Source organism: Flavobacterium sp. UW10123 (assembly GCF_040538975.1).
GTDB lineage: Bacteria > Bacteroidota > Bacteroidia > Flavobacteriales > Flavobacteriaceae > Flavobacterium.
The window spans coordinates 29,942-44,103 of record NZ_JBEWQE010000024.1; the positions used below are offsets into that span (position 1 = coordinate 29,942).

The window sequence follows — 14,162 nt, forward strand, 5'->3', positions numbered from 1 at the left end:
ATTAATACCTAATGTGCCAGCCATAAAAATCCCTCCGATTCTGATTGCTTCGCGGCAAAAAACTGATGTTTTTTTGAGCTGGCATAAAAAAACTAATTTTAAATAAAGCGGTTCAGGCTAAATTTCATTCCCTGTACTTAATCGGCTATTGCTTTGCTGTTAGATAAAAGTCATATGAATATACATTATAAGGAAGCAGTTTTTTTGAAAAAAAATACGAAATTACAGTTCCAAGCGCAATAGGGACAAACAATAAATATCCGTTTGGAAGCAGATTACAGATCAGAACCAAAGAAGTTAAGGGAGCGGAAAGAGAAGCCGATAAAGCAGTCGCCGCCCCTACCAAGGCAAAGTTTAAAGGGATTAAATCTGCTGAAAAATAAGCATTGCCAATAGAGGCGACAAGCAGCCCTAGAAATGCTCCTGAAACAATGCTGGGCGCAAATACGCCTCCGTCTCCGCCTGCTCCAAGTGTAAGGGATGCCGCCAGGGGTTTTAGCATTGTAATGATTAATAAGAAAAAAAATGAAACGCCTGGTGCCTTTATGGATTCATGCAGCACCTCATGAAGGGCATCATAACTATCGCCGTATAAGCCTGGGTACAAGTAAATTAATGCACCAACAGTTAAAGCCCCTAAATTAACGCGTATGAAATTGTTCGAAATAGTCCCGAAAAGGCCTTTAATCCGGGTAACTAAAAGTGTGAAATAAACTGCCAATAACCCTGAAAGAAGGCTTAAAATAATAAAAAACGGAAAAGCCGTCCAATTCCAATCTGCAATGGTATATAAGAGCAAAGGCTTATTATCAAACAAAGAAATAAACAGCCAACTTGCCAATGCTGAACAGGTACAGGCGATAACCAGTGTTCTGTTTATTTTCCTTGCAATAACCTCCATTGCGAATAGCCAGCCGGCTAGAGGGCTGCAAAATAAAACAGCAACTCCCGCGGTCACTCCCGCGCAGATTAATTCCGTTTTATATATTTTTGCACACAGATCCTTTTTGTAGGCAAAGTTCCCAATAGTGGCCGCAGCCACTACAGTGGATACTTCTATACCTGTTGACCCTCCAAATATTACTGTTAGAAATCCATTGATGTAATGCGAGGGGATTTTAAATAGCGGCAAATGGTCTTTGCGCTGATCAAGTGTTTTATATATTTCGGTTATTCCTTTGTTTTTCCTATTCTTGAATGCATATTTTCTCAAAAAATAAATCGCGGTAATTCCAATGGTAGGAAATAAAATTATTCCTATTGAATAATTGCTGGCAATATTAAACAGGAAGCGTTCAAAAAATTCTGTCAGCTTTTTTAGTGAAAATGCGAGCAATGCCCCACAGAGCCCAACAAAAATAGATATAAGCATAAGTTTAAAGTAATTTCGATGAATTATCTTGTGTCTTTCCATTGAGCGGGTAAATATTTTTTGTTTAAAAAAAACAAGGTTATGTATTAAAATATGTTATTTATAATTTCTATTTTTTACGTAGAAATTTAGTAGTAGATTGTTAAAAGATTTTTTTAAAGCCAAAAGAGGTCTTCACATTCTTTATTATTTTATTTGTAAAAAAACCTTTCGTGTTTACTGTAATTTGATTAGATGCCATATTGTTTCTGATTAAAACAAATATATTTTTCTCTTCGAAACGTATCAATATTTCAAGATCTTCCTCAATGCGGCTTAATGATTTTTCAATTTCAAGATTTTTTTTAAAATGTTTTTTTTATTCTTCTGGCAGAGATAATGCTTTTTTTATGAGTTCATTTTCCATTCCTAATATAGGAAAAATAAATTCTTTCTCTATCTCAAAATGCTGGGCCAATTCATTGCTGTAATGCCAGTCGGCGTAATTTTTAATTCTTTAAGGGGCAATTTTCTGCCACGGATTGCCCAGCATAATTCTAACGACTGCTGGTGGTCTATATGCAAAGAACTAAGCAGATGCCGTAAATCTCTTGGGGCACCTGCATTAATTATAACTTCTTTAAAACTCATTTTTTTATCAATTTAATTAAAGGGTTTAATATCTCTAATATAATGCAGCAATTTCCATTCCGAATTAAAATAGACCTTCACAAAAGAAGGCCTATTTTCTGATGGAAATATTTATGAAAACTACTAATTCCAGCCACCTCCTAATGCTCTGTAAACATTAACAAAGGCGTTCATCTGCTGTTTTTTGGTTTCGATAAGTTCAAATTTAGATTCCAAAGCATCTTTTTGAGTCAATAAAACTTCCATATAATCTGCTCTGGCAGAACTAAACAAATTGTTAGATATCTGAATAGATTCATTTAAGGCCTCAACTTGTTTTGACTTCAAGTCATAGCTTTTTGCCGTATTCTGGATTTTAGACAATTGGTTGGCCACTTCAACATAAGCATTAACCAATGTCCTTTCATAATTGTAAACAGCCTGAATCTGTTTGGCTCCCGCGGTAAGATATTCTGCTTTAATAGCATTTCTGTTAATCAAAGGTGCTACTAAATCACCTGCAATGGAGTACAATAAAGATTCTGGAGAAGTCAGTAAATATTTGGTATTAAAAGCCTCATATCCAATTCCTGCTGAAATGCCTAGCGAAGGATAAAGTTTAGCTTTAGCGGCTTTAATATCCAGTTTCGCGGCGATTAATTCCATTTCTGCCTTTTTGATATCTGGACGATTTTCTAAAAGCTGAGAAGGCACTCCCGCATGAACATCAGCTGGAGTTATCGTGCTGAAAGTACTGCTGTTTCTGGCAATTTTTTGAGGAAAACGTCCTAATAAAAAATTGATTTTATTTTCAGTTTCTGTAATCTGCTGCTGAATATCAAACTGAAGGCTTTGGGTGCTTAAAATCTGCGCTTCGAATCTTCGTACAGCCAATTCGTTTACCCTTGCGGCTTCTTTCTGTATTTTCACCACTTTTAAAGCATTCGTTTGGATATCAATGTTTTGTTTGATGATTTCTAATTGATTGTCCAAAGCCAAAAGTTCATAATACGAATCTGCTATTTCGGCAATCAGATTGGTAATTACAAAATTCTTTCCTTCAATAGAACCTAAATAACGGTTTAAAGCTGCTTTTTTAGCATTATGCAATTTGTTCCAAATATCGATTTCCCAGCTCGATGTAAGTGCAAAACGATAATTGGGAAGGGGATCAGGCGTTTCTCTGCCTGGCATAATATCTGTTGTTGCTTCTCCCGAACCTGTGCTGGTGTATCTTCCGGATTTGGTTACATCAGCACCAGCGCTAAAGCCTACAAAAGGCAGATATTCTCCTTTTCGTGCTTTTACTTCGCTTTTAGCAATTTCAATTTCTTGAAGCGTAATATTCAATTCCTGATTGTTTTTCAATGCTATATCAATCAGATTTTCTAAATTTTCATCTGTAAAATAGCTTCTCCATTTTACTTTTCCTGTATTTAGAGTATCTAAACCATTATCTGCATAGTTTTCTGGTACTGTTTTGTTTTCTGTTTTTTCTACAATAGAAGTTGTTTTACAGCCCGCTATAGAGAGTAATACGCAGGCAAGACCTGCGTATTTTATGTTTCTGTTATTCTTCATTTTCCTCCGTTTGATTGTTTATTGAAAAATCATCTACATGATGTATGAAATCATCTGACAATGAACTTTCTTCTTCTCCTTTAATTAATTTTCGGCCTTCGGCCATTGAACCAAAAATGTAATATAGTCCAGGAACTATGATTACTCCGAAAATGGTTCCGAAAAGCATTCCGCCAAGCGCAGATCCTCCAATAGTTCTGTTGCCGATTGCACCTGCTCCAGAAGCAAAAATTAATGGGATCAAACCAGCAATAAAGGCAAATGATGTCATTAATATTGGTCTAAAACGCACCTTTGCACCTTCAATCGCTGCTTCGAGAATTGTGGCGCCCTGCTGATGTTTGAGGACGGCAAATTCGACAATCAATACGGCATTTTTACCGAGCAATCCGACGAGCATAATAAGCCCAATTTGTGCATAAATGTCGTTTTGCAAGCCCATCATCTGCAGAATGACAAAAGAGCCTAAAATTCCAACCGGAATAGAGAGAATTACTGATAGCGGAATAATAAAACTTTCGTACTGTGCCGCCAATACAAAGTAAACGAAAGCCAATACGACTAAAAAGATATAAAGCGATTCATTGCCTCTTCCAGCTTCATCATAAGAAAGACCTTCCCATGCAATATCGTATCCTTTAGGAAGTGTTTTAAGAGCGGTTTCCTGCACTGCTTTAATGGCATCTGCCGTGGTGTATCCTTTTGCAGGCTGACCCTGAATAGCGGCAGAATTATACATGTTGTAACGCGTGATCTCATTAGGGCCCTGCGTTTTTTTGAGTGTCATGAATGCCGAATAAGGCACCATTTCTCCGTGATCATTTTTTACAAAGAGATTCAATACATCTGATGGTAGCCTTCTGAATTTTGGATCAGATTGGACATACAATTTAAAAAACCTTCCAAATTTGATAAATCCCTGTTCGTAGGTGCTTCCGATTAAAATATTTAGGTTTTCCATTGCCTTGCCGATAGAAACGCCTTTTTGCATAGCCAGATCATTATTAATCTCTAGTTCGTATTGCGGATAATTGGCGGCAAAGAAAGTAAACAGACCAGAAAGTTCTTTACGTTTGCCCAGTTCGGCCATAAACTGCTTGTTGATTTTATCAAATTCCTGATAATTGGTGCTGGTTGTTTTGTCTAATAAACGCATAGAAAAACCTCCAGAAGAACCAAATCCAGGAATTGCTGGCGGTTCAAAAAATTCTACAACAGCACCCAGATCTTTAGATTTCTTTTCGAGTTCTTCCATGATTTCTGTTACAGAATGTTTTCTGTCTGACCATGATTTCAAGTTAATCAGACAGGTTCCAGCATTAGAACCACGACCTTCGGTCATGATTTCGTAACCTGCCAGAGAAGAAACCGATTCAACGCCTTCAACCTTTTCGCAGATTTTCTGCAATTTCTGAGCAACCTGATTGGTTCTTTCTAATGTAGCACCTGGCGGCGTTTGTATGATTCCGTAAATGGTTCCCTGATCTTCACTAGGAATAAATCCTGAAGGAAGCACTTTGTTTTCTATAAAAATGAAAGCGCAAAACGCAATCAGGATTCCAAAAGTCAATACTCTTCGGCTTACAATTGTTTTTAGAACAGCAACATAACGGCCTGTAAGCCTTTCAAACCATCTGTTGAAAGCATCAAGCGATTTTGTCAAGATATTTCCTTTTTTCTCTTTTCCATGGTTGTTTTTCAAAAGAATGGCGCAGAGAACAGGAGTAAGGGTCAAAGCTACAATAGCAGAAATGATAATCGAGCTGGACATGGTAACCGAAAACTGTCTGTAGAAAGTTCCCACCGGTCCCGACATAAACGAAACGGGAATAAAAACAGAAACCATAACGGCTGTAATAGCAATAATGGCACCTCCAATTTCGCCCAATACTAATTTAACGGCATGATAAGGCGTAATATGCGGGAATTCTTCAAACTTGGCATGGACGGCCTCGACGACGACAATGGCATTATCTACTACAATTCCGATTGCCAGTACCAAAGAAAACAGCGTTACCAAGTTGATTGACATTCCAAACAGCTGAATAACAAAGAAAGCCCCAATCAACGATACAGGAACCGCTATAATCGGAATTAAAGTAGAACGCCAATCTCCTAAAAATATAAACACAACCAAAGCAACCAAAATGAATGCATCTCTCAAAGTATGAACCACTTGATCAATAGAAGCATCTAAGAATTGCGAAACGTCATAACTGATCTTATAATCCATTCCTGGAGGAAAACTCGCTTTCATTTCTTCCAGTTTTGCTTTTACATCATTGATTACGTCACTTGCATTACTTCCGTAGTTTTGTTTTAATACAATTGCGGCAGAAGGATGGCCATCTAAATTGGAGTAAATATCGAAAAACTCACTTCCTAATTCTACTTTTGCAATGTCTTTTAAGCGAATGCTTTCACCTTCAGAATTGGCGCGTACAATTACATTTTCATATTGTTTAGGTTCGTCGTATCTCCCTTTGTAAGTTAATACGTATTCTAGAGATTGCGCTGCTATACCAGAACTTTGTCCTAATCGACCTGGACGGCCAATGATACTTTGTTCCTGAAGTGCTTGCATAACTTCTTCAACAGAAATTTTATAAGCTCTCATTCTGTCCGGATTCAGCCATACACGCATGGCGTATTTGCGGCTTCCTAAGATCTGTGTTCTCGCAACACCTTTTACACGGCTGATTTCTGGAATCATTTTGACATCGGCATAGTTATAGAGGAATTTCTCATCCATGCTTTTGCTTTTCGAGTAAAGATTGACATACATTAGCATACTTGGCTGTATAGGAGTAATAACAACTCCTTCACGCTGAACCAGTTCAGGTAATAATGGCATTACCTGATCTACCCTTGTTTTAACCCTGATTACGGCTTCATTAGGATCTGTTCCTGGTTCAAATATGATTCTAAGTGTCGCTTCTCCAGCACTCGTGGCATCTGTTGCCATATAACGAACGCCTTGCGTGCCGTTTAGTGAATTCTCTAATGTAATTAAAGTGGATTTTACCAGTACATCGGCACTTGCACCCGGATAAGCGATAAAGATGTTTACGGTCGTGGGCGCAATTTGCGGGAATTGCGATATTGGAAGCTGCTTGATTGAAAGCGTGCCTATAAAGACAATTATAATCGAAATTATAATTGCAAAAACGGGTCTATGAATAAATTTATTAAACATGTGTTCTTTTTTTAGATTCGGTTATTCTGCATAGAGTCCTAAATTTGACAGTACCGACTGAGGTTTTACAACTTCGTAGTTTATCTTTTCATTTTCTTTTACAAGACGAAGTCCCTCTAAAAGTATTTTGTCATTAATTGACAAGCCTTCTTTAATTACGAATAGGTGGGGCATTTCGGCAGCAATAACAACTTCTCTGGATTTTACTGCATTGTTTTTGTCAATCACATAGACATATTTTTTATCTAAAACCTCAAATGTGGCTTTCTGAGGGATCAGCATTGCATTTTTCAAATCAATAGGCATCTGAATGCTTCCCGTTTCACCGTGTCTTAATAATCTCTTCGGATTAGGAAAAACAGCTCTGAAAGGAATGTTTCCCGTTTCATTGTCAAAATCGGCTTCAATAGTTTCTACTACACCGGTGTAGGGAAACTTTTTGTTGTTGGCCATTAGAAGATTTACTTTCATTTTGCCGTTTTTCTCTGCTTTTTCTTGATAATCCAGATATTCAGACTCAGGAACATTATAGTAAACCCACATTGAGCTGTTGTCTGCCAATTCTGTCAGCAATTCTCCTTCGTCAACTAGACTTCCCTGACGAACATGAAATTTGTCTATAATGCCGTCAAAAGGAGCTCTGATTTCTGTAAACTGAAGATGAACTTTGCTTAAGGCCAGTTCGGCATCTGCTTTTTCCAGTTTGGCTTTTGCCATTGCCAGTTCGTTTGGAGAAACCACTTTTTCATCGGCTAGTTTTTTGGCATTTTGGTATTCAATTGCGCTGAAACTTACTTCTGCTTTGGATTTTTTCATTTCTGCTTCGTAAAGTGCAGGCATGATTTTAAACAAGAGCTGTCCTTTTTTTACCATTTGTCCTTCGTCAACGTAGATTTTTTCAAGATAGCCGCGCTCTTGGGCTCTTATTTCAATATGTTGGATAGAGTGTATCTGAGATACATAATCTTTTGTAATTGTAGTATCTTTTTCAATCGGACTGGTAACCAGAAATTTGGTTTTTTCCTCTTTTTCTTCTTCTTTTTTTGAATTGCAGCCCGCAAAAACTAAGGCGCATAAAGTCATGATCATGAAAATTCTCTTCATAATTATTTCAGCATTAAAACGTAATTTATTTTCGATTTTAGATAAAAAGGTCTTTGGGAATAGACTATAGAAGTTCATATCCGTCTATTATCTAACTAAAGAACACAGAGGATAAAACTATAAAGTGATTGGCTATTGGCAAGCAATAGCGTTAAAAATCAAATTCTAAAAACCTGAAATAACAGATATACTTTATTGTCAAGTAAACTGAAAATTTTGCAGTTATTTACTTTTTGGGTAAAAGCAGTCGCAGAAACGACAAAATGATTACTTGTATGAAAAATTAAAAAGTAGTTGTTTTTTACAAGCTGTTTTTGGGTAGCCGAAAAATTATCCTCGTTTTCTTCATTATCGAAAAGGCATATTTTTCTTTTAAAAGATTCAAATGAACGTCCTCGATTTAATTTGGATTCACTTTGAGTATGATCTGCAAGAGTACAGAACGAAAACTTTTTATATAAAACAATGTTATTGTGTGCATAAACATTCCCATATCCATTTAAGAGAATGACTATTGAAAGTAAAAATTTAGTGCACCAATTTTTCATAAGAGTCACAAATTTAAACAAACGATGCCATAAAAGCAATGGTTTGACTTTATTTATTAGAAAATTTTATTTGATATCTCCCGATTATCATGATTGAGAAGGATGGACAAAACAATTTTTGACTGCAGCTGGGCTGCAATAAATGTGTGGAAATAGGTGGGCGGTAAATGAGGTTATAAAGCTTAAATCTTTTTTGTTGCGATTAAAATAATTGATGAAATTTTGAAATTCTTTTCGTTTAGCCCAAATTGTAAACAATGACTTTTTTAGGGCTTCTTTAGTAATAACTCCTTTATTAATGTTTTTTTGCGCTTTCCAAACATCATAAATACCAGACTCAAATGAGATGGTATTAAAACCCATTTCTTGATGCAAGGACTCAACAATCTTGGTTTTCATTTCAAAAAAATTTCCGTCAAAATGTGTTTTTTCGCCAAGCATTACCACTTGAGCTTCTTTTATTTCTTCCTTTAAAAAAGAGAAATCTTCTACCGAAGTGTTTTCAGGTAAAACAATAACTTTCTGATTTAAACTCTGCGCTTTACCAATCTGGCAAATTAAAATAACCAGTAGTAGAGTATTTTTCATTTAAATAAATTGAAATTATGTTGAATGTAGACAAAGAGAGTTATAAAGATCGTTAAAAACAAAAAAAAGCTTCAGGTTTCTTTTAAGCTTTTTGCCTTAGCGGGAAAAGGACTCGAACTCGTTCGTAAAAAAATATTTCGGATTTATTGGATGGACCGTTTCGAACCTAAATCTGTCACTACCGTATTTTTCTGAGCTTCTACTTTTTGATAACATGACGCGGCCAGATCATCCGGAAATGAATGCGGAGTAATCAAGAGCTGTTTTTATTGGGAAAACTACAATTTTTAACATACTTCACTATCTCGGAAAAAGATTAAATTTTATATTTGGGATGAGAATACAAAAAGTTTCAAACAACAGATCTTTTGCTATGGAAAAAGCTATACGATTAAAAGTGAGAAAAGATTTGGACCCCCGCCAGCAGCTCACCTTTATCAGATTAAAGGGCAGCCTTATATCAAAGGGCTATACAGAAATTATCCACATTATGGACCAGGACGATGAGTTTCATATTAACAGCTTTGAAACGCTACCCGAGCATCGCAGGGAAGTGGAGGAATATATTTCGGGATTCATCAGCTCGGAGAATCTTGCCGATACTATTTCCATAAACAGCTATTAAATTTAAAGCTGAGAAGAGTTAAACTGCCAGACAGGGAGAGATGAGCCTGCTGTCTGATGATGTGGTATGTTTTTTTATTGCAACGGAATTTTTTAAACCAAAATTTTAAGCACTAGGCGAGATTTGGCCTGCAAGCAGGGGTTGTCTTTTATTGGCATTATGAGTTTGGTGTGGGTGTACTGTTTGGGATTGATTTAAAAATCAATATGATTTCTTAAATTATTCCCGAGAAAATAATATGGGATAATTTGTTAAGTAAAATAGGTATTGTGAATTCTGTATTCTGAATAATAGAGTTTAAGGTAATTTAATGAATTCTATATTCCGGGCTCTGGACAGGCTCACTTTCATTGAGATAATTTTATTTTTTTGTCTTTTAAAAAATAAAGACTTCCACCATAATCCATAATATTATAAGCATTTTGGCAAGTTGAAACTAATTGATATTCGTTCTATGGCTTTAATTGAAAAAAATAGTTTCCCTTCTTTTTGAAAGATCATTAGAGAAGCAAACCAAATTTTAGCTTCAGTAGAACAGTAGATTAATAAGTAGTTCAGTAAAAAAAAAGCAATCTGCCTATTCATTGAATGGTTTACATGATTTCTGATTTTTTAAAAAAGACGCTCTGCCATTCAAATCTCAGCGGTGAAGAGCTTGATTTTAAGGAACTAGGTGCAAGGTAAAGGCTTAAGGGCAGGATTCTGCCATAAAATTTGAAATGGAAAATTCTTTGCAAATCCGCCTAAACTTTTTGTGGTACTTTTGAAGGCAACTCCATATTTGATTTAATTCCTGTTTTTTATTTATTTTCTTTATATTTGTTAGGTAGGTCTGTTATCTTCTCTGTCAAAACTTCATTTGTAACAGCTTGTATTTAGTTTTATATTTCTTTGGAATTTAAAGTTAATATCGGATTTTTTCTGATTATTTTTCATTTAACCTAATTATTAGAAATTATATGCAGCAATTTCACAAAAAAAAACAACACTTAGTATAGGTGTTACGGTGCCCAGTTTGGTTTTTATTATAGGAATTTGTGTGCTGTCGGCTATTTCTCCAGGCTTTACTGAAGATCTTCTGAATGTCATGAAAAATTTCATTTTTGTTAATCTGAACTGGGTATACGTTTGGTCAGTTACCATTTTTGTTTTGTTCTTGATTTATCTAATGATAAGCAAATACGGAAATATCCGGCTTGGAAGGAATAATAGCAAACCAGATTATTCTTTTTTCTCGTGGATTTCAATGCTTTTTGCTGCAGGAATGGGAATTGGTTTGATGTATTTTAGCGTTGGGGAACCGATGCAGCATTATTCCAATGAAATTTTTGCTGGAAAAACTCTTGTTCAAAGAACTCAGAATGCCCAGCTTTATACCTTTTTTCATTGGGGAATCCATGCTTGGGCAATTTATGGAGTGGTCGGGCTTTCCTTAGCTTATTTTACATACCGATACAGATTGCCGCTCTCGCTTAGGAGTTGCTTTTATCCTTAATTGAAAGATAAAATTAAAGGCAGGTGGGGAAATATAATTGATGTTTTTGCGCTTTGCAGTACATTTTTTGGAATTACTACAACGCTGGGCTTTGGTGTGGTGCAGATCAATTCAGGGTTACAGATGTTGAATGTTGTGCCTGAAAACAGTTTTGTTTATCAGGTTATGATTGTTGCCGTATTAGTTTCTTTGTCCATTTTTTCAGCGGTGAGTGGCTTGGATAAAGGAGTTAAAATTCTCAGCGGAATCAATATTGCAAGTGTAATACTTTTGCTTCTTTTTGTATTGATTCTGGGTCCGACGGTCTATCTTATTGGTAGTTTTACAGAAGGAATCGGGACTTATATCAATAGTTTTTTCAGCCTTACTTTTAATACGCACATTTATGAAGAAAATACCCAGCCTTGGTTTTATAACTGGACCATTCTTTACTGGGCTTGGTGGATTTCGTGGTCGCCTTATGTTGGACTTTTTATTGCTAGAATTTCTAAGGGCAGAACTATTAGAGAGTTTGTTGGCGCTGTTTTGATATTGCCGACCTTGTTTAATTTTATCTGGATGTCTGTTTTTGGCGGAAGCGCCATTTGGTTTGATTTGCATACAGCCAACGGCGCACTGAGTGCATTAGCGGGTAATCCTGATGCTTTGATGTTTAGTTTTTTGGAATATCTTCCTCTGACAAGAGCGTTGAGTTTCATTGTAATTTCGATCATTATTATTTTCTTTGTAACTTCAGCAGACAGTGGAATTTTTGTAATGAATAGCATTGCAACCAAAAATGCTGAAAATTCTCCTAAATGGCAGACAATAAGCTGGGGAATTCTTTTGGCAGTGCTTGCATTGATGCTTCTTAATGCCGGTGGTTTGGCAGCACTTCAGAGCATGACATTGATTACTGCACTTCCGTTTTCAATAATAATGCTGCTCTTTATAGTAAGTCTTATGAAAGCTCTTTCTATAGATAGAAAGTATTATGAAAAAGATTTTTCCCGCACTACCGTTCCCTGGTCGGGAGCATCTTGGAAAGAGCGCCTAAAGCAGATTGTTTCTTTTCATGATAAATCATCTGTTGATGAATTTATCAATACCAGTATACATGAAGCATTTATAGAATTAGAATCCGAATTTGCAAAAAGTAATATCCAGGCCAAAATTAATTCCTATGAAAACCCTCTATAGCACTTTTATAACATACCCCTGTAATAGTAATGGATATTACATCCATAAGAAGTGGAGTGGAATCGACAGAAATCAGTGGTAATTATGTAAAGAATTTAAGATACGAGATACGTATGCATGATAAAATCTTCCGATAGGCAATTGCTTATTTTTGATATTGACAATACTAGTGCTGAAGCCTGTTATTTTATTTGTTGCTACTAAAAATGAACGATGAATTCTACAGAACAAACCTTCAGGCAGTTTCTCTTGCATTTCAGTAATGGATTGGTAGGTCTTATAACATTCTGTAGTGGTAAAAATCAACAAATAATTGCCTTGAGATTCAAAATAGCTTATTTCTTCCAGAAAAAGTTTCACCATCTTTCTTTCACATTTCACAAAAATAAACGGATTTTCTTTCTCTTGTTTTTTAGAATGTAATATCGTTTCATTGAACTCTCTGGCTTTACTGTATTTATTTATAGCTTTCGTAAAACGTTCTAGAGAAATTGGTTTTAAAATATAATCGAGAGCATCAATCTCAAATCCTTGGACAGCATATTCTGTATAAGCAGTTGTGAAAATTACAGCGGTTTCTGCATGCAGACTTTTGGCAAATTCTATTCCTGATTTTCCCGGTAAATTTATATCTAAAAAAATAAGATCAATTTTGTGCGATTTTAAAATATTCTGCGCATTGGAAACACTGGTAAATTTTCCTTTCAAATCCAGAAAATCAAACTTCGCAATATGAAGTTCCAGTAAAATAGAGGCCGGTAATTCATCTTCAATTATAATACAATTAATTGCTGACATCTTTTATCTTTATTTTTAAGGAAACAAAAAAACTTAACATCTCATTTTTTATGGTCAAAGTATGTTTTGCAGGATATAGCAGCTCTAATCTCCTTTTTACATTTGCAATTCCAATTCCGCTGCGCACATTATCTCCTATAGTATTATAATGCTCAGGCAGGCTATTTTCAATTTTAACCACAAGCCATTCATCGCTTGCATTAATAGCAATTGTAATCCAGCCCTGATTGTTCTCATCTAAACAATGCTTATAGCTGTTTTCGATAAATGGAAGTATCAAAAAAGGCTCAATAAAATGATTCTCAACATTTCCATAAAGGCTAAAACTCAATTGAAGCTGATTTTCAAAACGCAGCTGTTGTAACGAAATATAATTTTTGAGATAATCTATTTCGTTTTGCAGAGAGATACTTTTATTGTTCAAATCGTAAATCGAAAACCGAAGCAGATCCGATATTTTAATCACAATTTCAGCAGAATCATCTGATTTGTTCAAAATTTTAGAGTATAAGCTATTCAGGACATTGAATAGAAAATGTGGATGGAACTGGTTTCGGAGCGAGGATAATTCTGCTTGAAGCTTTTCGGATAAAATCGTCTGGACCTTATTTTTTTCTTCTGCTAAATAATATAAAAGTTTAAATGCAATTGGCGTTGTAACTACAAATTGTAATTTACTCACATTGTACAAAAAGACTGGTGCCGACAAAAGAGGTTCTCTCTTCCAGAAAGTCATATAATAACGTAATATTATATAATTGTCAATTAGCCGCTGCAAGAATGCAAAAACTAGAATCAGAAGAACATAGCAACCGATAAAAATGGCAGTTTTTTTCTTAAATAACAAATTAGGCATTAAAAACTCAACAATAATAGTCACGAACAGTATCTTAGGCAAAACGCTGTACCATTCGTTTCGCCAAGCCATAATGAAATCGTCTTCCGGAAGTCCCTGGATCATACTAAACAGTAAAATATAACCCAACCAGTACAAGGTATAGAGTTTTATCTTTTGAGATTTGTTTTCGGGATTGTAGCTGATTTGCCCCAATTGGTCAAGTTTTATA

8 protein-coding genes and 1 pseudogene are annotated in these 14,162 nt (G+C 35.5%); 2 read left to right on the forward strand and 7 right to left on the reverse strand.

Annotated features, from left to right (window positions below; genetic code table 11):
• Positions 1 to 145 precede the first annotated feature (145 nt).
• The 5 genes from ABXT06_RS21700 to ABXT06_RS21720 form a co-directional block, all read right to left on the reverse strand.
• Positions 146 to 1,372, reverse strand: a complete 1,227-nt coding sequence (locus tag ABXT06_RS21700; protein WP_354592614.1) for a chloride channel protein — start codon at positions 1,370 to 1,372, stop codon at positions 146 to 148.
• Between the two features lie 753 nt (positions 1,373 to 2,125).
• A complete protein-coding gene (locus ABXT06_RS21705) occupies positions 2,126 to 3,562 on the reverse strand; it encodes a TolC family protein (RefSeq protein ID WP_354592615.1) in 1,437 nt (478 codons plus the stop codon).
• Positions 3,552 to 6,758, reverse strand: coding sequence for an efflux RND transporter permease subunit (locus tag ABXT06_RS21710; RefSeq protein WP_129053237.1), 3,207 nt, complete (start codon positions 6,756 to 6,758; stop codon positions 3,552 to 3,554). The genes ABXT06_RS21705 and ABXT06_RS21710 overlap by 11 nt, the downstream gene beginning before the upstream one ends.
• A gap of 21 nt (positions 6,759 to 6,779) precedes the next feature.
• Positions 6,780 to 7,862, reverse strand: a complete 1,083-nt coding sequence (locus ABXT06_RS21715; RefSeq protein ID WP_129053238.1) for an efflux RND transporter periplasmic adaptor subunit — start codon at positions 7,860 to 7,862, stop codon at positions 6,780 to 6,782.
• A gap of 635 nt (positions 7,863 to 8,497) precedes the next feature.
• Entirely contained in the window at positions 8,498 to 8,998 is a 501-nt protein-coding gene (locus ABXT06_RS21720; protein ID WP_354592616.1) for a TraB/GumN family protein, read from the reverse strand.
• A gap of 373 nt (positions 8,999 to 9,371) precedes the next feature.
• Here ABXT06_RS21720 and ABXT06_RS21725 point away from each other — a divergent pair, with 373 nt between their 5' ends.
• Both ABXT06_RS21725 and ABXT06_RS21730 read left to right on the forward strand, forming a co-directional pair.
• Positions 9,372 to 9,623: a hypothetical protein gene (locus ABXT06_RS21725; RefSeq protein ID WP_129746996.1), complete on the forward strand. Its 252-nt coding sequence runs from the start codon at positions 9,372 to 9,374 to the stop codon at positions 9,621 to 9,623.
• A gap of 1,006 nt (positions 9,624 to 10,629) precedes the next feature.
• Positions 10,630 to 12,297: pseudogene (locus ABXT06_RS21730) on the forward strand (BCCT family transporter).
• Between the two features lie 72 nt (positions 12,298 to 12,369).
• On the opposite strand, the gene ABXT06_RS21735 reads toward ABXT06_RS21730, so the two are convergent.
• A complete protein-coding gene (locus ABXT06_RS21735) occupies positions 12,370 to 13,095 on the reverse strand; it encodes a LytR/AlgR family response regulator transcription factor (RefSeq protein WP_111376076.1) in 726 nt (241 codons plus the stop codon).
• Positions 13,082 to 14,146, reverse strand: coding sequence for a sensor histidine kinase (locus tag ABXT06_RS21740; RefSeq protein ID WP_142479131.1), 1,065 nt, complete (start codon positions 14,144 to 14,146; stop codon positions 13,082 to 13,084). Before ABXT06_RS21740 ends, ABXT06_RS21735 begins: the two co-directional genes overlap by 14 nt.
• Positions 14,147 to 14,162: the final 16 nt, after the last annotated feature.

What these genes read in the sequence shown, in the direction of transcription:
- ABXT06_RS21715 (WP_129053238.1), bottom strand. Translation starts at nt 7,862, where the DNA reads ATGAAGAGAATTTTCATGATCATGACTTTATGCGCCTTAGTTTTTGCG.
- ABXT06_RS21705 (WP_354592615.1), bottom strand. Translation starts at nt 3,562, where the DNA reads ATGAAGAATAACAGAAACATAAAATACGCAGGTCTTGCCTGCGTATTA.
- ABXT06_RS21735 (WP_111376076.1), bottom strand. Translation starts at nt 13,095, where the DNA reads ATGTCAGCAATTAATTGTATTATAATTGAAGATGAATTACCGGCCTCT.
- ABXT06_RS21720 (WP_354592616.1), bottom strand. Translation starts at nt 8,998, where the DNA reads ATGAAAAATACTCTACTACTGGTTATTTTAATTTGCCAGATTGGTAAA.
- ABXT06_RS21710 (WP_129053237.1), bottom strand. Translation starts at nt 6,758, where the DNA reads ATGTTTAATAAATTTATTCATAGACCCGTTTTTGCAATTATAATTTCG.
- ABXT06_RS21725 (WP_129746996.1), top strand. Translation starts at nt 9,372, where the DNA reads ATGGAAAAAGCTATACGATTAAAAGTGAGAAAAGATTTGGACCCCCGC.
- ABXT06_RS21700 (WP_354592614.1), bottom strand. Translation starts at nt 1,372, where the DNA reads ATGCTTATATCTATTTTTGTTGGGCTCTGTGGGGCATTGCTCGCATTT.